Annotated in this window: 23 protein-coding genes and 1 pseudogene; 8 read left to right on the forward strand and 16 right to left on the reverse strand. The window is 62.7% G+C overall.

Going from position 1 to position 22815, the window contains the following annotated elements; translation table 11 throughout:
- Positions 1-510, forward strand: a 510-nt coding sequence (locus GDA49_00440; GenBank protein MBC6438893.1) for a hypothetical protein, incomplete at its 5' end; no start/stop codon positions are given.
- A gap of 264 nt (positions 511-774) precedes the next feature.
- Positions 775-1131: an ATP-binding cassette domain-containing protein gene (locus tag GDA49_00445; protein ID MBC6438894.1), complete on the forward strand. Its 357-nt coding sequence runs from the start codon at positions 775-777 to the stop codon at positions 1129-1131.
- Between the two features lie 222 nt (positions 1132-1353).
- Here GDA49_00445 and GDA49_00450 read toward each other — a convergent pair whose 3' ends face one another.
- From GDA49_00450 to GDA49_00475, 6 genes are all read right to left on the reverse strand, one after another.
- Positions 1354-2343, reverse strand: a complete 990-nt coding sequence (locus GDA49_00450) for a dipeptide epimerase (protein ID MBC6438895.1) — start codon at positions 2341-2343, stop codon at positions 1354-1356.
- The gene (locus tag GDA49_00455; protein MBC6438896.1) at positions 2344-3351 is read right to left on the reverse strand and encodes a DUF1611 domain-containing protein; all 1008 of its coding nucleotides are present in this window, start codon (positions 3349-3351) and stop codon (positions 2344-2346) included.
- 11 nt (positions 3352-3362) lie between these two features.
- Positions 3363-3854 carry a universal stress protein gene (locus GDA49_00460; protein ID MBC6438897.1) on the reverse strand — a complete coding sequence of 164 codons (492 nt, stop codon included), beginning with the start codon at positions 3852-3854 and terminating at the stop codon, positions 3363-3365.
- An 11-nt stretch (positions 3855-3865) separates the two neighbouring features.
- On the reverse strand, positions 3866-5956 hold the full coding sequence (locus GDA49_00465) for a TRAP transporter permease (GenBank protein ID MBC6438898.1): 2091 nt from the start codon (positions 5954-5956) through the stop codon (positions 3866-3868).
- A gap of 420 nt (positions 5957-6376) precedes the next feature.
- Positions 6377-8308, reverse strand: coding sequence for a TAXI family TRAP transporter solute-binding subunit (locus tag GDA49_00470; GenBank protein MBC6438899.1), 1932 nt, complete (start codon positions 8306-8308; stop codon positions 6377-6379).
- Between the two features lie 292 nt (positions 8309-8600).
- Positions 8601-9152: a carboxymuconolactone decarboxylase family protein gene (locus GDA49_00475; protein ID MBC6438900.1), complete on the reverse strand. Its 552-nt coding sequence runs from the start codon at positions 9150-9152 to the stop codon at positions 8601-8603.
- Positions 9153-9543: 391 nt separating this feature from the next.
- Here GDA49_00475 and GDA49_00480 point away from each other — a divergent pair, with 391 nt between their 5' ends.
- From GDA49_00480 to GDA49_00490, 3 genes are read left to right on the forward strand one after another with little or no spacing between them, the layout of a single operon-like run.
- Positions 9544-10059: a hypothetical protein gene (locus GDA49_00480; GenBank protein MBC6438901.1), complete on the forward strand. Its 516-nt coding sequence runs from the start codon at positions 9544-9546 to the stop codon at positions 10057-10059.
- 5 nt (positions 10060-10064) lie between these two features.
- Complete coding sequence (locus GDA49_00485) at positions 10065-11303, forward strand: aminotransferase class V-fold PLP-dependent enzyme (GenBank protein ID MBC6438902.1); 1239 nt, start codon at positions 10065-10067, stop codon at positions 11301-11303.
- 29 nt (positions 11304-11332) lie between these two features.
- Positions 11333-11494 carry a hypothetical protein gene (locus GDA49_00490; GenBank protein ID MBC6438903.1) on the forward strand — a complete coding sequence of 54 codons (162 nt, stop codon included), beginning with the start codon at positions 11333-11335 and terminating at the stop codon, positions 11492-11494.
- Here the strand turns inward: GDA49_00490 and GDA49_00495 are convergent.
- Complete coding sequence (locus tag GDA49_00495) at positions 11484-12587, reverse strand: succinylglutamate desuccinylase/aspartoacylase family protein (GenBank protein ID MBC6438904.1); 1104 nt, start codon at positions 12585-12587, stop codon at positions 11484-11486. The two genes, GDA49_00490 and GDA49_00495, sit on opposite strands and share 11 nt — an antisense overlap.
- 7 nt (positions 12588-12594) lie before the next feature.
- Positions 12595-13734 carry a succinylglutamate desuccinylase/aspartoacylase family protein gene (locus tag GDA49_00500; protein ID MBC6438905.1) on the reverse strand — a complete coding sequence of 380 codons (1140 nt, stop codon included), beginning with the start codon at positions 13732-13734 and terminating at the stop codon, positions 12595-12597.
- 144 nt (positions 13735-13878) lie between these two features.
- On the opposite strand from GDA49_00500, the gene GDA49_00505 reads away from it, so the two are divergent.
- Positions 13879-14175, forward strand: a complete 297-nt coding sequence (locus GDA49_00505) for a hypothetical protein (GenBank protein MBC6438906.1) — start codon at positions 13879-13881, stop codon at positions 14173-14175.
- On the opposite strand, the gene GDA49_00510 is transcribed toward GDA49_00505, so the two are convergent.
- From GDA49_00510 to GDA49_00525, 4 genes are all read right to left on the reverse strand, one after another.
- Complete coding sequence (locus GDA49_00510) at positions 14176-15510, reverse strand: dihydroorotase (protein MBC6438907.1); 1335 nt, start codon at positions 15508-15510, stop codon at positions 14176-14178.
- Positions 15511-16201: 691 nt separating this feature from the next.
- The gene (locus GDA49_00515) at positions 16202-16348 is read right to left on the reverse strand and encodes a hypothetical protein (GenBank protein ID MBC6438908.1); all 147 of its coding nucleotides are present in this window, start codon (positions 16346-16348) and stop codon (positions 16202-16204) included.
- Between the two features lie 154 nt (positions 16349-16502).
- Positions 16503-17243 carry a glycerophosphodiester phosphodiesterase gene (locus GDA49_00520; GenBank protein ID MBC6438909.1) on the reverse strand — a complete coding sequence of 247 codons (741 nt, stop codon included), beginning with the start codon at positions 17241-17243 and terminating at the stop codon, positions 16503-16505.
- Positions 17240-17674: an acyl-CoA/acyl-ACP dehydrogenase gene (locus GDA49_00525; GenBank protein MBC6438910.1), complete on the reverse strand. Its 435-nt coding sequence runs from the start codon at positions 17672-17674 to the stop codon at positions 17240-17242. The genes GDA49_00520 and GDA49_00525 overlap by 4 nt, the downstream gene beginning before the upstream one ends.
- Positions 17675-17913: 239 nt before the next feature.
- Between GDA49_00525 and GDA49_00530 the strand changes: the two genes are divergently transcribed.
- Positions 17914-18288, forward strand: a complete 375-nt coding sequence (locus GDA49_00530) for a CoA-binding protein (protein ID MBC6438911.1) — start codon at positions 17914-17916, stop codon at positions 18286-18288.
- A gap of 86 nt (positions 18289-18374) precedes the next feature.
- Here GDA49_00530 and rsgA read toward each other — a convergent pair whose 3' ends face one another.
- The 4 genes and pseudogenes from rsgA to GDA49_00550 form a co-directional block, all read right to left on the reverse strand.
- Positions 18375-19271 carry a ribosome small subunit-dependent GTPase A gene (rsgA, locus tag GDA49_00535; protein MBC6438912.1) on the reverse strand — a complete coding sequence of 299 codons (897 nt, stop codon included), beginning with the start codon at positions 19269-19271 and terminating at the stop codon, positions 18375-18377.
- Positions 19268-19606: a hypothetical protein gene (locus tag GDA49_00540; GenBank protein MBC6438913.1), complete on the reverse strand. Its 339-nt coding sequence runs from the start codon at positions 19604-19606 to the stop codon at positions 19268-19270. Before GDA49_00540 ends, rsgA begins: the two co-directional genes overlap by 4 nt.
- A gap of 169 nt (positions 19607-19775) precedes the next feature.
- Positions 19776-21461: an energy-dependent translational throttle protein EttA gene (ettA, locus tag GDA49_00545; GenBank protein ID MBC6438914.1), complete on the reverse strand. Its 1686-nt coding sequence runs from the start codon at positions 21459-21461 to the stop codon at positions 19776-19778.
- 127 nt (positions 21462-21588) lie between these two features.
- Positions 21589-21690: pseudogene (locus tag GDA49_00550) on the reverse strand (SDR family oxidoreductase).
- A 116-nt stretch (positions 21691-21806) separates the two neighbouring features.
- Between GDA49_00550 and GDA49_00555 the strand changes: the two are divergent.
- On the forward strand, positions 21807-22815 hold a 1009-nt coding region (locus GDA49_00555), incomplete at its 3' end, for a hypothetical protein (GenBank protein ID MBC6438915.1).

Here is a 22815-nt window from a genome sequence, read left to right on the forward strand (position 1 = left end):
CTCCAGCAAATCGACAATCTGAATTTTATCGCTGCAGCTGTCGAAGCCGACCGCCTCGAAGCCCCGGATGCTCTTCCGGCGGGGAGCGGCATCTTGAGGGGATATGTCAGGGCTGACAATCTTGTCTCGGACCTTCCCATGATGGGCAATCTCGAAATCACGGCCAATTTCGATAATGGCAAGGTCAAAACAAAGGCAAGAGGTTTTACCGGCCTTGCCAGCCGTGGTACGTCGTCGAGTTGGCAAGATAGACAAGGTACAAATGTGAATGGAAAGCTGCGTGGTAGAGGAACGATCACTGCAACCGCGATTGAAAGCGCCCTGGCTGGGGACCTTACACTGGTCAGTAACGGCGTCGTCACCACAGTCGACGGGACCATTGCAGGTAACGTGTACCTTGACGGTCAGAATTTGCTGCTACACGGAGACCTGACAGGAACCCTTTCCAGATCCGGAGAAAGTGATAGCAATATCGAAGGTGGGGCGTTTTACGCTGTCGAGAACCGCTGACGGTGTCGAGCGTTCGGCCCTTGAAGTATCGAGGGTGGGGCGTTTTACGCTGTCCATTACTGAGTACGGAATCAGGATTTCAGGCGGCCACGCCGCCTGAAATCTTCTGTTTCTTCCCGACATCGGGACCTCGGGCGGCATGGCCGCCTGAGGTTCTTTTGTCTTTATCCCGCCCGTCTCCCCCATGCCGTGTGGCTGCGCCATGCCTGCCAGTGCGAGGCCTGCGGTGCCGCGCCTGGCCCGGCGGGTTTCGTTCAGTCGACGATGAAAGGGATCGACGACCCGTTTATCGACGCTGTGATGAAGGTGTCGTTCGGCCTGCAGGAGGGAGAAACCTTCAGGCTGGTCAGCGAATCAGGATCCGGCAAGACAACGCTGGGCCGCGCCATCATTGGTCTGGTCAAGACGCAGGAAGGTGCCATCACCTTCGAGAGTCAGGATTTGGTTGGCCTGAAGGACACCCAGTATCGCGGGGTTCGGAGCAACATCGCCATGATGTTCCAGGATCCGATCGCCAGCCTGTCGCCACGAAAGAAGGTGCGCCGCGCGATCACCGAGCCCTTGGCTACGAGTTCCACGCCCGCCGCCCCCGGGAATCGTGCAAAGCAGCGATCTCTTTGACGTGGATGTAGGCCTCCCACCCGCCGGGCGATGACGGCGGGCCGCCGTTCCAGGCGTTGATGAAGAGGGTTGCCCCGTCGCGCACGTGAATGCCGAAGCGGGGCGGATCGCCCCCTCTTCGTGGATCATGAAGCTCAACAGGCTGCGCTAAAACGCGCGTGAGCGCTCGTAGTCGGCCGAGCGCAGAACCGGTGTGGCTCCTTGGAAATGACTGGGCATCGGCTATCCCCAGAGTTCAGGCGGGCACGGGTGCATCCTGTTCCCTTCGAACACGATCCCCGGCGAACGATCCTCCCGCATCAGGAGCGGACCGTCGAGATCGACGACGCTGGCACCCTGGGCTACCAACATGGCGGGTGCCATCGCGAGCGAGGTGCCGACCATACATCCGACCATGATCTCCAGGCCCGCTTCCTGCGCTGCGCGGCGCAAGGCGAGCGCTTCGGTCAGCCCACCAGTCTTGTCGAGCTTGATGTTGACCATGCCGTAACGGTCGGCGAGAGCGGCAACCGTGTTGGAACCGTGGCAGGATTCGTCAGCGCACAGCGTGACCGGGCAATCGAGACCCGCGAGGCCTGCATCGTCGTCGGCCCGCAGGGGTTGCTCGATCATCGTGACATTGAGCTCGGCGAGTGCACCGCCGATCTTACGCAGGAGATCAACACTCCAAGCCTCGTTGGCATCGACAACAAGACGGGCATCCGGCGCGCCCCGGCGCACCGCGCCGAGGCGTTCGAGAACATGCTCGCTGTCGAGCTTGATCTTCAGCAACGGGCGATGCGCGTTCGCGACGGCCGCGGCACCCATGGCATCGGGCGTATCGATCGACAACGTGTAGGTCGTGGTCAGCATGCCGGGCTCGTCCAGGCCCGCGAGACGCCACACCGGATCGCCGGTCATCTTTGCTTCAAGATCCCAGAGCGCACAGTCTATTGCGTTGCGGACCGCCGACGGCGCCATCTCGGCCATCAACTCGTGGCGACTGGTTCCTTCTTCGACCGCGCAGCGAACGCGATCAATCTCTGCCAGGCTGGATTCGATCGACTGGCCGTAGCGCGGATACGGCACGGCCTCGGCCCAGCCGCGCACACCGTTCTGGACGACCTCGACGACGATGACATCGGCCACAGTCCTGGCCCCACGGGAAATGCGGAAGACCTGCGCGAGCGGCCAGACCTCGTGCCGGGCCGATATCGCGCGGCGCATCGACATCTAGATCTTTTCCAGCTCGTCGACGATCGAGCCGACACCCATCCGGGTCGAATCCGAGCACGGCATGCCGAGACGCCGGCTGATCCCCTCCAGATAGGCCTTCGCCTCGTCTTCGGGCATGGTAGAAGTGTTGACCGAGACACCGATTACCTTGGCGGCCGGGTTGGTCAGCTGCGTCATGCGCTCGTTGGTCTCGATGCATTCCTCAATCGACGGCAGCACTCGGCCCGGAACACCCCGCATGTGGGGCCGGGTCGGCTCGTGGCACATGACCAGGGCGTCGGGCTGCGAGCCGTGCAGAAGCCCCAGGCTCACACCGGCAAAGCTCGGATGGAAGAGCGAGCCCTGCCCCTCGACGACATCCCAGTGGTCGGGTTCGTTATCAGGCGACAGCCACTCGGCGGCACCGGCGATAAAATCGGCCACGACGCCGTCGACCGCGACGCCCTCACCGGCAATGAAGATGCCGGACTGGCCGGTTGCGCGAAACGTGCACTTCATGCCGCGTCCTTTCATCTCCTTCTCGAGCGCCAGTGCGGTGAACTTCTTGCCGACAGAGCAGTCGGTCCCGACCGTGATCACACGTTTGCCCTCGCGCTTGAAACCCTTGCCGACCTTGAAGTCCATGCTGGGCTGGCGCACGTCGAACAGCGTGCGGCCGAACTGCTTGGCGACCTCGTTGATGGCCGGAATGTCGGCCAGGCGCTTGTGCATCCCAGCCATCACATCAAGGCCTGCTTCAAGCGCATCGATGATCGTGGGAATCCAGTTGCCCGGCACGAAGCCCCCGGCATTGGCGACACCAAGCACCATCGTTCTGCAGCCGGCTTCCGCGGCCTGGGCCGGAGTCATGTTCTCCAGACCGAGATCCTGATTGCCGCCTTCGAGCACGATTTGGGCGCGTGCCTTCTCGGGGCGCCAGATCTTCACGCCCGTGCAGCCCTTGATCGACAGCTCGTCCTGGGCATCGCCCAGGAACAGAAGATAAGGCGCTCCGGCCTTCTGCATGATGTGTTCCGTTAAACCTGTTGTTGGCAGGTTTGTGATGGCATTCCGTCCGTCTGTCCAGCCATGCGATCCCGGCGGGGCTGATCCCTGATGACCAGGACGCTCACCTTTGCATGCCGCATGATATGCGCAGCCGTCGGGCCCAGCAGGTAATCCTTCAGGCCGGGCTCGGGTGCGCCCAACACGATCAGATCGGCGCCAACCTCGGTCGCCATGCGCAAAATCTCGACGTGAACCGAGCCCGCTCCGATCAGGCAGGAGGCGCGGATGTCATCGGGCACGTGCTCTTCGGCAAAAGCATGGAGCTGAACACGCGCGGCCTCGCGCATGTCCGATTCCGCATCTTTTTCGAAATACTGTCCGACGATGGCAAGGCCGTAGTCGGGCACCACGTTGACCAGATGAAGCACGCCGCCCTGCGCAACCTCGATCGCCTTTGGCAGTGCGATCCTCCAGCTTTCCTCTTCGTTCAGATCAATGGCCATCACGACGTTGCGGAACACGGTTTCCTCCATCAGCCCATCGCCGTCTGCCGCTTTGCACGCATCGCCTGCCAGACAAAGAGAGTCACCATCACCGCTACAAGGGCGACCTGCACGATCTCGCGCGAGATCCCCGTGGGATCCGACACGATGCTGGGCAGGAAGAGAAGGACACAGACGACGCCAAGCAACAGGCGCTCGACAACGTTCAGCCTGGCGGCAAACCACCCCTGAACAGCCGCCGCGAACGCAAACATCGCAAGCAGCGATACGACGAAGACGAAGCCTATCTTGAACCAGTCATCGAGCCAGATGATGTCACCGTTCTCGGCAACGCCGGAGATCATCAGAAGCTCGGTGTTGAAGATGAAGACGAACGGCAGGATCGCCGTGCGCATGTCGTAGGTGAACCCCTGGATGCCCGTCCGGATCGGATCGCTGCGCGCGATCGCCGCCGCAGCGTAGGCCGCAAGGCCAACAGGCGGGGTGTCATCGGCCAGAATACCGAAATAGAAGACGAACAGATGGGCCGCGATGATCGGGAACACGAGACTGGCGTCACCACCGAGCTGCACGATCACCGGCGCCATGAGAGACGCCATCAGAATGTAGTTCGCCGTTGTCGGCAGACCCATGCCGAGAATCAGGCAACAGATCGCCGTCAGGATGAGCACGAGATGGATGCTGCCCATCGACAACGCGTCGATCAGGGTGGTGAAACGGCCGACGAGGCCGGTCGCGCTGACCACGCCGACGATGATGCCCGCGGATGCCGTCGCGACACCGATGGAGATCATGTTGCGGGCACCGGTGATTAGCCCTTCGAGGACATCAAGCACACCCTCCTTGAAACCGCGGAGAACAAGCTGACCGGCGCTGCCGATCATTTCGCCGGACCGTCGCGCCACACCGATCGCCAGCCAGGCGATCATCAGCCGCTGGAGTACGATGATGACGGCCAGCGCCTCAATGGCATAAAGCGCCGAGAGTATCGGTGATCGGCGCAGGATCAGCAGGAAGTAGAACAGCACAAGGATCGGCAGGACGAAGTGCAGGCCGCGCAAGATCGTCTTCAGGAGTTTGGGAAGCTGATCCTTCGGCAGGCCCTTGATGCCGAGCTTCTGGGCTTCGAGATCGACGACATAAAACAGCGCCAGATACGAGATCACGGCAGGGAACACCGCCGCGCGAACGACGTCGATGTAGGCGATACCCAGAGTCTCGGCCATGATGAAGGCGGCGGCCCCCATCACCGGCGGCATGAGCTGGCCGTTGGTCGACGCCGCGACCTCGACCGCGCCCGCCTTGTGCGGCGGCAGGCCAACCTGCTTCATCAGCGGGATCGTGAAGGTGCCCGTGGTGACGGTGTTGGCGATCGACGAGCCGGAATAGAGACCGCTCGCGCCCGAGGCTGCGACGGCCGCCTTCGCCGCGCCACCGCGGTAACGCCCGAAGGCGCCAAAGGCAACGTCGATGAAGTACTTGCCGGCACCAGCGCGCTCCAACAGCGCACCGAACAGCACAAAGAGGAAAATGATGCTGGTCGAAACGCCCAGCGGCGTCCCGAAGATGCCGAAGGTCGACAGGTAGATGTCGTTCATCGCGAAGTCGATGGGCGACCCGCGGTAGCGGATGATATCGGGCAGGTAGGGTCCGATGAAGAAATAGCTGAAGAAGATCGCGCCCAGAATGGCGAGTGCCGGGCCGAGGGCACGCCGCGCAGCCTCAAGCAGCAGGACCAGGCAAATCACGCCGACCCATACGTCGAACCAGCCGGGCAATCCCTGGCGCCAGATGATACCCTCGTAATCGAGCACGATGAACAGCGCGGAGGCGGCCGCCACGATGCCGAGCATGGCGTCGTAAAAGGGAATGTAGCGGCGGTTGGAGCGGTCAACGCCGCTTCCGATCAGAAGCGCTCCAACCACGCCCTTGGGCGCCACCTTCACGAACGCGCATACGATCGCAAGGATGCGTCGTGCGCCCTCGATGAAGCCCATCGCCATCACGACCCAGAGCGCGAAGGTCCAGTCCGGGTGCTCCATCCTCTCGAGATCGCTGACCAGCGCGTCGTAGTCGATCGCAGTCCAGATCGCGAGCGCCAGCATCATGCCGCCAAACATGAGGTCGTAGACGAGGACGAACCCCTTGCCATTCAGGCCGGGGATCAGGTTGCCGAGCAGGCGTTGCAGCCGACCGGGCTCGTTCTGTTTGAAGGCTGGATAGGCGAGGAACGCCAGCAGAAGCGCGAAGGACAGATGGATCGAACGCGCCTGCCATGTGTCGAAGGGATTGTCGGCGATGTAGAGTTGGAATCCGGACCAGCCTAGGCACAACGCCACCACAATGCCACGCCATATGGGACTGTCAGCGCGGCGGGGCCCGGTCTCGACTTGTGCAACCAGATCCTCGGCAACGCCCGGCGCTTGCTGGGTCTCAGCCATGTCGTTCCACCCCCGCAACCCCGACTGCCGACCGGCCCCGCCCGGTGACAGGAACGATGGGCGGCCGCACCGACGGCCGCCCACCGCGTCTGGGCCGGACTACATCCAGCCCTGTTCCTTGTAGTACTGCTCCGCGCCCGGATGGAACGGCGCCGAGAGACCCTGGAGCATGTCTTCAGGCTCCAGATGGCGGAAGGCGGCATGGGCCTCGCGCAGCTCGTCGAGGTTCTCCATGACGATCTTCACGACGTCGTAGACCACCTGATCTTCAAGCGCCATACTGGCGACAACCGTCGCCTTCACGGCATAGGTCGCAACCGGCTCATCGACACCCTTATAGGTGCCGGGCTGGATCTCGGTCATGACGTAGTAGGGCTTGTCGGCGATGAAGTCCCGGATCGCCTGCGAATCGATCGGGATGATCTTGATGTCGGTCGAGTTCGCCGGCTCCTCGATGGCCGCTGCCGGATTGCCAACCGTGTAGAAGAACGCATCGATCTTCTGGTCGATCAGGGCGCGCGACGCCTCGTTCTGCTGCAGGCCCTCGGCCGAGATATCGGCGTTCGCGTCGACACCGTAGAGGCGCAGGATGTCCTCGGCATTGCCGCGCTGGCCAGAGCCCGGGTTGCCGATGTTGACCGCACGACCACGCAGATCGTCGACGCTGCTGATTCCGGTGTCGTCGCGCGTCACCAGAAGCACCGTCTCGGGATGCACGCTGAACACGCTGCGAAGCTGCTCGACTGGCGAACCGTCCCAGTCGGCCGAACCATTGGCCGCTTGCCAGTTGCGGTCGGACTGAGCCACGCCAAAATCGAGCAGGCCGCGGTTGACCGCGTTGATGTTGAAGACCGAGCCCAGCGCCGGACGGCCGACGCAGTTGTAGGTGCCGCCGGAATGCTGGTTGACAAGGTTACAGACGTGCAGAGCGACCTGGTAGTAAACACCGGTGACCGAACCACCGCCGATCAGGAGATCGCGCGCTGTCTGAGCCTTGGCCGGCGTGGCGGCCAGGCTGCCGACGGCAACCAGCGCCGCGGCAACCGTCGATAGAAGCAGTTTTCTCATGGTGAAATGTCCTCTCTTGCTTGTTCCTGGCGCGACGATCCACGACGCCAGGATTGCTCGCGCAATCCGCTCAGGCCATGGCATCTCGTGTCCGTCACGTTCCCAGGACGGACTATGCGCCCCGTAGGCGCGGAGGGTCAAACCGGAGCTTTGCACCAAGAGAATCAGGAGAAACTCGTCCGACGGCTCGGATGCCGGCTTTGACCAGTCGCCGCTAACGCCCGGATGACCAGGTGCCAGGAGGTTGTCGCGCATGTCCGAGGCTTCCAGATGACTGAAGTAGGGATGGTTGTTGCCGCAGAGCTCGTCGAGATGCCGCAGGACGTAACCCGCCACATCACTGACGATCTCCTCGGGCATGTCGGCACGCGTGATCACCGTCGCGTCGTCACCGAAGCTGCGTAACGAGGTGGTCCGGAATAGCTCGTCGGTCGGATCGAGATCGCTGTCGTAGGTCGTGTGGATGTCGGTTGTCTGATAGTGGGGCGCATCGGCGACCTGGGCGTTGCCGTCAGGCGTGTTGAGCGCGACGACGCGAATGTCGATCTGGTCCGAGGCCTGCTCGATGGCCGAGGCCGGTGTGGTACCGACCACGAAAAAGGCGTCGATCTCGCTGGCAACAAGCGCGGCGGCGGCCTCGTCGGGCAGGAGGCTGCGGCCGTCGATGTCTTCGCCGACGTCGAATCTGCTGCGTTCGAGCAGTTGGGTCGCGGTTTGCTGATCGACGGAATCGAGAATGCCCGGGCTGACCGCCCGCCCCTTCAGGTCATAGACCAAGCGAATATCGCTGCCCTCGCGGACGACCGGAAAGAGCGCGTCGCTGTGGACGCTGAAGAGCGCGGTCAGCATCGGCTGCCGATCGTCCTGCCATATCCTCGTGCCGTTGACGGCCTGCACAAGGTAGTCCGAACGGGTCACACCGAACGCAACAGAACCCGCGAAAACCTGATCGATGTTCGCCATGGGCCGCGGTGAGACACAGGCAAGACAATTGTACTTCCCGTCGGAGTAGCGCCGTCGGAGTAGCGGTTGAGGAGGTTGCAGATATGGAGCACTGCGAAGGAGTTCACGCTGTTCACAGGCCCGCCATCGAAAATCAGCGTGGTTGCCTCATGAGGTTGCCCTCGTTGCTGTTGAAGCAGCCCACAAGCAAGGTTACCGCGCGAAGGACGGTGAGAACACGTATGATCGCCCGATGATTCCGTTGCCACAGCGGTCCCTGCAACTGTCGTGCATTGGACAGTTTCAGTGGCCGCTAGACCGGATTCTTTACGGTGAAACCCTCCTCGAGAGGCACCTTCGCGGTCTTCAGGATCGTCGACATGATGAAGTAGGTGCCGATCGTGAAGAACGTGTCGAGCAACTGGTTGTCATCGAAGACTTCGCACATCGCCGACCACGTCTCCGGGGCGATTTCAGTGTTGACCAGCATGTCGTCGACGGCGCTGATCAGGAGCGCCTCATCGGTCGACCAGCCTTCCGCGCCTGCACCGTGCCGCACCCGGACGATGTCCTCGTCAGACAGGTCCGCATCGCGGCCCCGAACGACATGATGGTCCCATTCGTAGGCGCACGCCGTCTGATGGGCGACACGCAGGATGATGATCTCCCGCTGACGCGCCGAGAGCGTGCTTTCGGTGACGACGTGGTTGCGGAAATCGACATAGTTCCGCATCAACACGGGATTGCGCGCGATGACATTGTGGATGTTGAGCGGCGACTTCAGGCCCGCCAACACCTCGGCGAGCGACGAATCCCAGTCCTCCGGCTTGAGCGGCGTCAGGCGGTCCTCTGCGGCATCGGTCATGGCTGGCGTTTCCCGTTTGGCGGCGCGACCTTCGCATGGCAGCATGGACGGTGCCAGATGCCCTCAGGCACCTTCACCCGGACATCGCGGAAACAGGGTCCGGACGAACGCAGCCTACGATGTCTCTCTCAACGACAAGGCACCGGGCACGGTCCATCCGGCCTCTGGCGTATCGCGCAGCTCAACAACATTCGCAGTCTCTTCAAGGTCGTCGAGGGTGTCTGCCAAATACGCGGCCCAGGCCTCGCCAACGCCACCTTCGTCGAGGGGAAGCGCAGTTATGTCGTTATGACCGCGGCCTTCGCCTGGAAACTGATGTATCATCATGCCGGCCGGCACCCCATCAGCGCGGTCATCTACTCCTGCTCGCACTCTGAATCACTGGAGCGGCATGAAGGGCATCGTCTACGAGGCCGAGGTCGTCCACGGCAACACCGGCCACGAAATTGCAGGTCTGGTCGACCACTGGACGAACATGACCGATCGACCGGCCGCAGTGGATACCGAGGTCACGTCCCTGCGGGCCATCAAGCTCTGGCTCCCGCTCAAGGTCTTCGGTGCCGACGCGTTCCGCCAGGCCGTGCAGCGCGGCATTGATGTGGCCGAGCGTGCCGCCGAAATGATGACGCAAAGCGGCCGCTTCGAGAGCGCGACGGGCCCGAGCCTTGCCGTCGTCACCTTTCGCTTGAATCGCGACGGCCTTGACGACGCGCAGACAAGCCGCCTTCAGCACCGGATCGTCGTCGCTCTGTTCGACGACAGTTTCGCTTTCGTTACTTCGACCGAGCTGAAGGGGCGCACCTGCCTGCGCTTCTGCACCCTCAACCCCCGCATCATCGACGACGACCTGTCCGAAACAATCGAACGGACCATTCGGTTCGGCGACGGCGTCAATCTCGTGGAGTAGTTCCGTTGGCTCACAAGGATCTCGATCTCGATTTCGTCCGCTCCTTCTTTCCTGCCCTGAACGACGGCTGGGCGTTCATGGAGAACGCCGGTGGCAGCCTGGTACCGCATACCGTCATCAATCGGGTCACGCTCTACATGACCGAATGCCAGGTTCAGCCCGGCGGCAATGCGGCGATTGCACGCGATGCCCAGGAGCGCATGAAGAAGGGGCACGAGGTCGTCGCGGCGATGATCAACGCCGAGCCAGAAGAGGTCGTGATCGGCCCTTCGACCACACGCAACGTCATCACGCTGGCAGCGGCACTGCGGGACCAGCTCAAGGGCGGCGAGGTGATCGTCACCAACATCGACCACGAGGCGAACAACGGGCACTGGCGGCGTCTTGAGGAGTTCGGCATTACGGTCAGCGAGTGGCAGGTCAACCCCGAGACGGCGGAACTCGAGCCCGAGACGCTGCGCGCCATGCTGAGCGACAGAACCCGGTTGGTCTGTTTCTCGCACTGCTCCAACATCACAGGCGGTCCGAACCCGGTAGCCGAAATCACCGCAATGGTCCACGAGGTCGGCGGACGGGTCTGTGTCGACGGTGTCGCCTATGTGCCGCACGCCAGCGTCGACGTGAAGGCGCTCGACGTCGATTTTTATCTCTTCAGTCTCTACAAGACCTACGGGCCCCATCTCGGCGTGATGTACGGCAAGAAGAAGCACCTTCTGGAGGCAAAGGGGCAGTACTTCTACTTCCACGCCGAAGACGATCTGCCGATGAAGATGAACCCCGGCGCGCCGAACCACGAGCTCACGGCGGGTTGCCAGGGCATCGGCGACTACTTCGAGGCGCTGGCCGGCCATCACCTGGACGAGCCGGCCAACGATCTCCACGGCCGCATGCGCCAAATGTTCGAGATCATCGCGCGCCACGAAGAGGACCTCTCGGCCCGCTTCCTCGACTTCGCGGCGAACCAACCGAAGATTCGAATCATCGGCCGGACCACGGTCGAACACGATCGACGAGCCCCAACCTTCAGCTTCACGATCGACGGGGTGGAGAGCCAGGAGGTCCCGCCGCTGCTCGAGAAGCACGGCATCGCGGCAAACGCCGGCGATTTCTATGCTCCCCGCATTCTCGAGGCGGTCGGTGTCGACTCGTCCGACGGCGCGATCCGGTGTTCCTTCGTGCACTACAACACGATTGCCGAAGTCGAACGCCTTATCGGTGCTCTGAAGGAGATCGCAGGCGACTGATCGCCGCCGACCTGGAACTCGCCGCCCCCATGGTGCCGCTGGATTCCGACGGCGGCGGCATCGCCTTCGCCTTGCCCGCAAACGGTGCCGACAACGCAGCCATCGGCGAGGCGGTCGATCGTCTTCTCGCCGACGGTACGATTGACAACCTGACCCGACGACACCTGCCGGGCTACCTGCCTAGTCCTTGATGAACATATCGCCGGCAATGGCGCAAAAGTATTGGCCCTTACGCGCGAAACGATGGCTGCGGCGCGCGTAGAACAGCCCGTCAACCGGCGCCAGAACGGGCGTGCGGCGGCCACTCTCGGCATCGAGGATATGGGCAAAAGTCTGCCCCTCGCGAACCCGTTCACCGAGATGGCTGTGGTAGATCACCACACCTCCGAGTTCGGCAAACAGGCGGAACAGACTGGCGTTGGAGCGCGGCTCGCAGGCCATCTCGGGCAGCGGACCGGGCGATCCAGCCACCACGCCTCGGCGCTGCAGCCAGTGGAACAGGTTGTCGGCATCGGGCCTGGTGAGGTGATCGTCGACATCGCGCTGGCCACGCAGCTCAACCACAGCCGACGTGCTGCCCGGCGGCACAGGATGATCGGCAAAGCGCGCCTGCATCTCCTTCCAGAAGAGAGCATGGGATGACTTGAAGGTCATCATGCGGTTGCCGCGGTCAATCAGCACGACCTCGACCTGCATCTGGGCCGCAAGATCGCGCGCATCCGGCCAGTTCACATCGGTGACAAGGATATGGAGTAACGCCTCCCAAGCCGAATGAAGATCGAGCACCAGGTCGGCATCATGCGAGAGCCGGAGCAACGTCAGCTTCAGGACGTCGGCCTCGCGCGCATCATTGCGTTCGGCAATCGCTGACCCCAACGCAGCGCGGACCAGCGCGACATTGGTCTCACCGTCGTCAGTGAGCTGTCCGGCGACCGCCTCAGCCACGGTGTCTATCAGGTTCGGAAAGCCGCGGTTGTAGTTGCGGTTGGTGTCGAGGTCGTATCGTCCCTGCGCTTCCATCATGATCTGCTGGGAAAGCCCGATCGGGTTGGCGAAGGGCACAACGACAATCTCGCCCGTCACCTGGCCGGCAGCGTCAGCCTCTTCAAGACGCGCGATCAGGTGTTCCAGAACAACGATACCCGGCAGTTCCTGCGCATGCAGCGCAGCATGAAGATAGGCCTTGGGCCGAGCTCCCGCTGTACCGAACCGGTGCACCGGCAGGCAGCGGCGTGTCCCGAGGCTGGCGGCGGGCAGATCGAGATGTTCGATGGTGTGGGTCACGGCCGCCTCAGTAGTCGATCACGGGCAGGTCGTTGGGCGGCAGCTCGTCATGGCCCGAGACCACTGCGAAGGACTGGCCCGGCCGCACAAGACGGCTCATCGAGCGACCATAGAGCACGCCCGTCGCACGGCTCCTGACCGGGGTGCGTGCTGTCTCGAAATCAGGCTCGGCCGGATCGACGATGTCGGCCACGACCGCACCAGCCTCGACGTGGTCACCGACATCGAGGTGATAGGACAGGACACCGGCACAGGGTGCCACGAGGTTGTCAGAACCACTGAGCGGCGTCGGTTCGCAGGGCAGCACCGGAGGATCGCCGGGATCGCCGGCGACAATGCCATGGCGCTGCAGAAAGCGCCACAGGCCCATGGCGTCCTCAAGTGCGAGATCATCGCCGACATCGTTCTGACCGCGCAGCTCGAGCGTCGTGGTGAACGGTGGTTCGGCGATCGGCCAGTACGGAAACCGCTTGCGCAACCGGTGCCACACCGTAGTCGGTGCGATGTCGAAGTTGGTCCCGCTGTCGGTCGGGAAGAGCAGAACGGTCTCGCACTTCAGTTCGGCGGCGAGATCGCCGTATTGCGCCCAGTGGTTCTCGGGGAAGTAGATGTACTGGATCGCCTCGCCGTGGCAGTGCAGATCGAAGACGAAGTCGCAGTCGGCCGAGAGCAGCATCAGCGCCTTGCGCAGGGTATTGGCCTCGCCCGGCGCTTCCCATTCCTCAATCGCGACACGATAGGCCCAGTGGATCAGATGTGCGTTCTCGACCTCGTCATCACCAAGGCGGTCAACCACTTTGTCGCCCACGGTTCCGCTGAGGTCCGGGTACCAACGATTGAAGTTGCCGTCGCCGTCGAGGTCGTAGCGCCCCAGGTGGTAACCCATGATGCGGTTCGAGAGCCCGACCGGGTTGGCATAGGGCACGACGACGATGTCACCCTCGATCTGGTTCGCAGCGTCAGCGTCCCGGAGCCAGCCTAACATGCGGTTCAGGATCAGCGTGCCCGGAAGCTCGTCGGCATGCAGGGCGGCGTGAAAGTAGAGCTTGGGGCGGGCTTCCGGGTTGCCGAAGCGATGCACGGTAAGGAACCGCTCGGTTCCGGGGCCGGGCACCATAAGGGGGACGGTTTCGACCCTGTGTACCATGGTGTTCCTTGACGTTTGCTCAAGCACGGCTTCCGGAGAAGCATGTCGCTTGTCGGCGACCCTTCCAGTAGTGTCAAGCCATGCACCCCGGGATACACGGGCGTCTTGATGTCTTGGACCCGTGTCAGAGAACGAGCCACTGCCATGACCATCACCACAGCCCTCGACCAGCTTCTCCACGACCTGCGCAGAAATGCGGATCACCCTTTCGAGCAATCGCGGACCGCACCGCCGGGCATCGACACGTCGGAGGAATTCCTGGCTCGCGAGCAGTCGGACGGCTGGATCTGCGTGACGCCGGACCCCGACATCGAACGCCCGTCACTGCCCAACATCGAGTCCTGGTACGCACGCCTGCAGGAACGCGAGGCCTACCGCAGCACGGTGATGACGGACTACTCCAGCCTCAAGGACACGCTGATCCCCGGACAGGGTTACTGATCAGGCGTTCGCCGTCTCCCAGAACCGCACCGGCTCACCGAAAGGTTCAGACGCCAGTTCGCCGTCGCGCATGGCCGTCCGGCCACGAATGATCGTGGCCATGGGCCAGCCGGTGATCTCCATGCCGTCGAATGGAGTCCAGCCGCACTTGGCCTCCTGTTCATCGTTCGTGATGGTGTGCTTCGCTTTCAGATCGACCAGCGTAAAGTCGGCGTCGTAACCGACCGCGATGCGGCCCTTGCCGCGAATGTTGTAGATGCGCTGCGGGCCGTAACACATCAGGTCGACGAGGCGTTCCAGAGTCAGCCGGCCTTTGGCAACGTGATTGAGCATCAATGGCAGGATGGTCTGCACACCGGGCATGCCGCTGGAGCTTGCCGGATAGGTTTGCTGCTTATCCTCGTGGGTATGGGGCGCATGGTCGGACCCTAATACGTCGACGATGCCCTGCGTGATGCCCGACCATAGCCCGGCCTGATGCTCGGCGTCGCGGATGGGGGGGTTCATCTGGACGTAGCTGCCGAGGCGCTCGTAGCAATCCGGCGCAGTCAGCGTCAGGTGCTGCGGCAGGCATTCGACCGTGGCGATATCCTTGGCCGAGGCCAGGAATGCGATCTCCTGCGCGGTGGTGATGTGGAGCACGTGAACCGGTCGGTTCGCGGCCCGCGCGAGGCTGACGATACGCCGCGTGGCGCGCAGAGCGGTCTCAACATCGCGCCACACGGGATGGGCGCGGGCATGGCCTTCTTCCTCGGCCAGATGCTTGCGCTCGATCAGGCGGGGCTCATCCTCGGCGTGGATCGCCATGCGCCGGCGTCCGGAAGCCAGCACCGAGGCGATCGCGGTGTCCTCGTCGACCAGCAGGCCACCGGTCGAACTGCCCATGAAGAGCTTCACGCCGCAACAGCCGGGCATCATTTCAAGGTCTGCCAGGACGTCGTGATTGTCCCGTCCGGCCCCGGCGAAGAAGGCATGGTCGCACCACATGCCCCTGGCGCGCGTGAGCTTGTCATTCAGGGCGTCGGCGTTGGTCGTCGGCGGCTTCGTGTTGGGCATCTCGAAGACCGCCACGATGCCCCCGGCCACCGCCGCCCGGGAGCCGTGCGCGAGATCTTCCTTGTGTTCGTTGCCGGGTTCGCGGAAGTGGACCTGGGTATCGATAACACCCGGCAAAACGGTCAGCCCCTTGGCGTCGATGACCTCGTCTGCGGAGGCCTGGGCCAGGTCTCCGATCGCCGTGATGCAGCCGTCGCGCACCCCGACGAATGTCTGGACCCGGCCTGCGGGCATCATGATCTCGCCACCGCGAATCACGAGATCAAAGGTCTCCGGCATCACTGTCTCCCGTCGCTCAGTCAATCAGCCCAACCTAGTGCAGTTGGCGTCGTGAGCGAAAGAACAACCGGTGCCGGGTTCGGTGAAACCGTCACGATCACGTTTCCGGGAGGCGGTGAATGGCATCATTTCGCACCCTGCTAGCATCTCTTCATGAGCGCGATGTACCCCCCCCCACCCGGAAGGCCGTCGGCGGGAAAGGCTACCTGGGCTTGGCGAGTAGCCATCAGCTGATCGACGAACTTGCCCGGACGGCCTCGAAGGTGCCGAGATTCCGTTCATCCTCCGTATCGTACGGATCTGGGACTTTTTCGACGCCTTCTACTTCGACCGGCCCTACACATGGAGGCGATCGGCGGAGGATGCGATCCTCCTGATGACGGAGAGAAAGTCCTGCTTCGAGCCCGAAGCGTTCGAGGTCCTCACATCCAACCTGGGATCGATCCACCGGATCACGGGGCTGGCGGCCTCAGGCTATGATCCACTTGCATGGCTGACCTCAGGGAAGTGCGTTTGTCATGGTGCACCCGCGGTTGCACATCTGCTGCATCGCAACTCTTTCTCGGAATTGACGCCATGCACACGAAAACGACCCCCCTTTACGGAGTTATCCAGGCCATGACCTCGGCCACATTCGAGAAGCATTGCCAGCAGATCGAACATCAGGACATGCGTGCAAGCCAGCGCGGTTTCAACCCGCTTCGGATGCTTCGCGCACGCCGCTGACCGGTTCATCCCAACGGATGCAGTTTCGGCCCGCATCCCTGGCCTGATAGAGCATCGCGTCGGCACGGCGCAGGACATCATCGAGGGTCTCTCCCTTGCGATACATGGTCATGCCAACGCTTACCGTGACACGCTACAGATTTGCCGAAGCCTGGGGCTGTCCAGAAGGCGCCCCCTGATGCGCACGGTCGCCATGTGTTTGGATGTCGGTCGCCAGCAGACTCGTCAGTGTTCGCCGCAACGCCGGCAATCGCAACTGCGCGCCATCACAGTTCGGTTGGCGCGTCCAACAGATCCGGACTGTCGGAAATCACGGAATCCACGCCGAGATCGAGCAGCCGTTCCGCTTCATCGGACTCGTTGATCGTATAGACCGCGAGCTGAAGACCCCGCCGTTTCGCCTTGCCGACCAGACGAGGCGTCACCAGGGATGGGTCGACATGGACTGATTGGCAGCGCAACAGGCGGGCATGCCAGGTCCAGAAGCGGCGCGGGGTCTCATTCATCAGGAGTCCCAGGGCAAAGCGCCCGCCCGCCGAGCGTGCGTGATAGAGGCAACGCAACGAGAAGCTGGTGATCAGAGGCATCGGCCGGTCAGAGGGCCACCGCTCCCTGACGACAGCAGCGACAGCGACAGCGGTGGCTCGACGCGCACCGGCATCGTCCTTGATTTCGATATTGGGTGTCAGCCCGAAAGCCAGACAGGCATCGAGAGTCTGGGCCAGCGTCGGGATCCGCTCGTCCGACCAGTAGGGATCGAACCAGCTTCCGGCATCGGCATGCATCAGTTCGGAAGAGTGCACCTCGTCGATGTTCCGGTTCATGCCGACGGTGCGCGCAAGGTTCCTGTCGTGGATAACGACCGGCACGTCGTCCCGCGCCAGATGCACGTCGAACTCGACCCAGCTCGCACCGAGTTCCGCCGCCTTGGCGAAGCTGCCCAGTATGTTTTCCGGAGCGTAGGCCGCAGCACCGCGGTGGCCGATGACACGGGGCAACTTGATCATCGGATCAGACCATCAGAACCATTGAGCACATAGCCGTTGCCGTCCTTCACCGCGGTCGCCTCAATGACGTCGACATCGCTGCCTGCACAGAACTCCGTGATGGCGTAACCGACCCGCATGGCCTCGTTCAGCATCGGCCGGACATAGCGCTGCATCCGGTGCTCGTTCGCCATGTGCATGGAGGAACGGCGAGAGATCGGCGTAGCAACCCACATGCCGTTCGTGGTGCGGCCCACGGCTTCCTGGATCACCGTGATCTCGAGCTTCGAGAGGTCTGTACCGCTGCCCTCTTCGGGGATCGACGGGAAGTAGAGGCCTATATCCTTGGTCGCCGCAAAGATCGCGTCGCAGGTTTCCTGACGGATGAAGCCGTCGTTCATCCCGGCCTCGACCTCCCGGGGATCAACTTGATCTTCGACAAACCTGCGCATCGTCGCCTGCCAGTCGCGGTCGCTTTGGGGCAAGGAGCAGGGCATGATGCTGGAGTTCTCGCTGCAGGATTTGCGTGCGGCGGCGCTACTCTGAGCCGATGTGAGACGGGCGTGCAAGGCGAAGATGACCCGAAACGTCGGGCCGAGCGGCGATGTTCGTGTAAACCCTCAGACATTCCGATTGCGTGCCCGAATCAACCTTTAGTCGGTGCCCCGCTTCTTCCAACCGGACGCTCTCCATGACCGAACATCGCCTGACGCCGCTGTTGCGGCCCCGTTCCATTGCCATCGTCGGTGCCTCGCTGCGCGAGGGCAGCGCCGGTCACGGCATGCTGGCCGGCCTGCTCAACGCTGGCTTCGACGGCGATCTCTATCCCGTCAACCCACGCTACGACGAGATCCGGGGTCTGACCTGTTACAGCACGTTGAAGGACATTCCCGGTCCCGTTGACCTCGCGGTTCTGGGCGTCAACAGCCACTACCTGGAACAGCAACTCGACGATGCGCTCGCGACACACGCGCGCTCGGCAGCGATCTTCGACACCTGTTATCTCGACAGCGAAACCGCAGACATCCCGCGGATAGCGTTCGTTCCGTTCCTGCTATACAGATGATGCCGGTTCCCCTGCGCATGCTGTCGTGTGAGCGCGATTGACGTGTGGCAAGCGCGCACTCAATGCCGTGCTACAGGACCAGAGCGCTAGTCGTCGTCGCGCAGCAGCCGCAGGTAGGTATCGTAGCGCACCGCTGCGATCTCCCCGTTCTCGACAGCCGCACAGACCCCGCAGCCGGGTTCGTGATCGTGCGTGCAGTCGCGGAAACGGCAGAATTCGGACCGTTCCGCAAACTCCGGGAAGAGAACGCCCAGTTCATCGACGGGAATACCCGACAACGACAACGAGCGGATGCCGGGCGTGTCGATGATCGCCGTGGTGGCGTCGAGCCGATAGAGCGACGACCGAGAGGTCGTGTGGCGCCCCTGGCCCCGCTTGCCACCAACCTCACCCACAGCGGCAAGCTCATCGGCATGCAGCGCGTTGACGAGGGATGATTTTCCGACTCCGCTATGACCGGTGAAGATCACCGACTTGCCGGCGATCAGGCCGCGCAAACCGTCGAGACCGTCACCCGTCCTGGCCGAGACTTTCACGATCTCCAGGCCAAGGTCCCGGTAGATCGAGAGATCCGGTGCCTTGATCCCGAGATCCGCCTTGTTGAGCGCGACCGCGACACGAATGCCGCCCCGCTGGGCCAGCACCATGTAGCGGTCGATAAAGCGCGGGTGGAACGGCGGCCGGGCAAGCGCCGCGACGACCACGGCAAGATCGATGTTGGCGGCCAACACATGCTCCTTGTCGCCGTCGCGCGAACGGCGGCTGTGATCGCGCCTGAACCGGGCGAAGATCGTCGCGCGCGGCAGGACGGCGGTGACCATCGGCGGATCATCGGGCTGATCGGGCGGCGCAATGGCGACGTGGTCGCCAACCACGGGATAGGGGTCCATATCCGCGGCGGGCGCACAGCGGACGGCCTCCCCGTCGATCTCCACGGTCACACGAATGCCGTGCACCTCGATGACTGTTGGCACGGCGGTCACGGCCGGAAGCTCCGGGGCCGACCATGGAGCAAGATGAAGCTCGTGAAGTTCGCCAATCCGACGAAGCCGAAGACCCCGGCGAAGACAATCGGTCCGTCGCCGCCCGGCAGGCCGACGGCCAAACCCGCGCCACCCCAACCGCTGAACTGGAGGAATCCCGACATGGCGGACGCCAGGCCTGTCTGATTGGGATAGCGGTTGATGGCTGCGGCCATCGCATTGGGCACCGGAAGACCCATGCCGATGAAAAAGACCCAGAGCGGCATCAGGATCGTGATGGTCGACACGACACCGGTCAGCGCCGCCATCAGGATGATCAGGCGGGTCGAGGTCAAGCCTCCTCATCCTTCGTGTCATCCCGGCCGACCGAAGGGAGAGCCGGGACCCATACCTGAGCCAGCCATCGCGGAACGACCTTCCCGCGAGGCTCAGGCATGGGCCCCGGATCAGCGGCCCTGCGGGCCTTGTCCGGAATAACGGTCTTTGTCTTGAGCCGCGGCAAGCTCACCGCGTCAGCGGTTTGTACTTGATGCGGTGGGGCTGGTCGGCCTCGGCACCCAGGCGGCGCTTGCGGTCTTCCTCGTAGGCCTCGTAGTTGCCCTGGAACCACTCGACGTGACTGTCACCCTCGAACGCCAGGATGTGCGTCGCCACACGATCGAGGAACCAGCGATCATGGCTGATGACCAGGGCGCAGCCGGCGAACTCGACCAGTGCATCCTCGAGTGCACGAAGTGTGTCGACATCAAGGTCGTTCGAGGGCTCGTCGAGCAGCAGCACGTTCGCGCCCGATTTCAGCATCTTGGCGAGGTGAACGCGGTTACGCTCACCGCCCGAAAGCTGGCCGACCTTCTGCTGCTGGTCCGCGCCACGGAAGCCAAAGGCGCCGACATAGGCACGGGACGGCACCTCGCGCTTGCCCAGCATCACGACATCCAGCCCGCCGGAGATATCCTCCCAGACAGTCTTGTCCGAATCGAGGTTCTCGCGGCTCTGGTCGATGTAGCCCAGCACGACGGAGTCGCCGATCTTGAGGCTGCCGCTGGTTGGCTCCTCGAGGCCGGTCAGCATCCTGAAGAGGGTCGATTTGCCCGCACCATTGGGGCCGACAATGCCGACGATGCCGGCCTGGGGGATCCTGATCTCAAGATCGGCGATCAGCAGGCGGTCGCCGAACGCCTTCTGCAGGTGATTGGCCTCGATGACGAGATCGCCCAGGCGCGGGCCCGCAGGAATGACGATGCGGCCCTTGGCCGGTCCTTCCTTGCGCTGCTCGGCCTCGGCCAGCAGGTTGTCGTAGGCGGCCAGACGTGCCTTGCCCTTGGCCTGGCGGGCACGTGGCGATTCACGCACCCATTCGAGCTCCTTCTGGAGCGCGCGCTGGCGGGCGGCCTCCTCGCGGCCCTCCTGGGAGAGCCGCTTCTGCTTCTGCTCAAGCCAGCCCGAGTAGTTGCCCTCGTAGGGGATGCCCTGTCCGCGGTCGAGCTCCAGAATCCAGCCCGCCACGTTGTCGAGGAAGTAGCGATCATGGGTGATCGCCACGACCGTGCCCTCGTACTCCTCGAGATGGCGTTCCAGCCAGGCGACGCTCTCGGCGTCGAGATGGTTGGTCGGCTCGTCGAGCAGAAGGAGATCGGGCTTCTGCAGCAGCAGGCGGCAAAGCGCGACGCGACGCTTCTCACCGCCGGAGAGATGCTCGACCGGGGAGTCCGATGGCGGCAGGCGCAGCGCGTCCATGGCAATCTCCAGCGTGCGCTCGAGATCCCAGCCGTTCACGGCGTCGATCTTCTCCTGCAGCTCGCCCTGCTCCTCGATCAGGGCGTTCATCTCGTCGTCATCCATCGGCTCGGCGAACCTGGCCGAGACCTGGCTGAAACGGTCGAGCAGCGCCTTGGTGTCGGCCATCGCCATCATGACGTTGCCCATGACGTCCTTGGTGTTGTCGAGCTCGGGCTCCTGCGGCAGATAGCCGACCTTCGCGCCCTCGGCCGCCCAGGCCTCGCCGTTAAACTCGGTCTCGACGCCCGCCATGATCTTCATGAGCGTCGACTTGCCCGCACCGTTGGGGCCGAGCACGCCGATCTTCGCGCCGGGAAAGAAGCTCAGCCAGATGTCCTTCAGGACCTCGCGCCCGCCGGGATAGGTCTTGTTCAGACCCTTCATGACATAGACGTACTGATAGGAGGCCAAGGCCCGCTCTCCGTCGTTCGATGCTGTGGAATGTCCCGCGCCTTGTAGCCCGGCGCGCCAGGGGCGGCAATCTCAGTAGGCCGCGAAACGGCAAACCTGAGTCACATTCCGCACTCACGCTCCCGGATCAAAGGTTCTGCCCGCCGTCCACGGCGATGACCTGACCCGTCACCCGGCTTGCGGCATCCGACAGAAGGAAGGCTGCAACCGTGGCGACCTCCTCGGGACGGAGGACATCGGGACGATTTCGGGCGCTGCAAAAAAACAGCTTGACGTCTTGCGCCTTGATCGAATATGAGTAGGCTAAGTCCTGAGGGAACCCCGACGAACTGGGAGAAATCGACCATGAACAAACTGTCAAGCGTTGTTGCAGCTGTGCTCCTGATTGCAGGGGTTGCCCCCGGAGCTTCAGGCCAGCAGGGACCCGAACCCCTTGTAGTGCCGCACTATGCAGGTTTTCGAAATGCAACGATCCAGACGAGCACATATAACAAACAAGCCAGCAAGCTTGCTTCGATAAGTAATGCTGTCTTTCTGGGCCCTGCTCTTTCCAACCCGTCTTCCCTCCGGAGCGCTGGGAAAGGCCTCCTGACGGGATATTTGAGGACTGAGTTCTATGGCTCATCAAGAATCATGGGCCGTCTTGCAGTCACCGCCGATTTCAGTGACGGTAGGGTCAAGACATTTGCAAGCAATTTTCGTCGGTTTGACACTGCCGACGATCCGAGCCCGAGCGGTGGCTGGAATAGCCGTGGCAGGGTTTTGGGGACTCTTTCCGGTAGCGGAACGATCACCACAACAGCATTTGCAAGCACTCTGGATGGCAGGATCAATGACGGTGTCAATGGTGACATAGACGTCGATGCCGATATGCAGGGCGAGGTTTTTGCTGGCCGTGGGAAGAAGTTGACGGTATACGGCACTAGTATTACAGGGACCTATACGATTGCGGCCTCGAACAACCTTCGAGGCAGCGGAACAGCATCAAGCCGCCAAACCGTCACCATCACCGACCCAGGTAGCACTACACCGACAGATATCAATGGTGATTTTTACCTCAGCGATGACAAAAACGGTCAAAGAATCGCTCTTCGCCTGAACCCGGGGGGTAGCGGTGTAACAATCAGACCGCTCAGACATCTCCGGGAAACCGATAATATGAACTTTATCGCTGCAGCTGCCGAAACCGGCCTTCTCGAAGCCCCGGATTCTCTCCCGGCGGGGAGCGGCACCTTGTCGGGATATGTCCGGGCTGACAATCTTTACAACAATCGTCGTCTCATCGGCAGTCTCACAATCAATGCCGATTTCGATGCCGGTACGGTCAGCGCACGGGCCCAGGATTTCTCAGACT

The organism is Rhodospirillales bacterium (assembly GCA_014323865.1).
Classification (GTDB): domain Bacteria; phylum Pseudomonadota; class Alphaproteobacteria; order SP197; family SP197; genus SP197.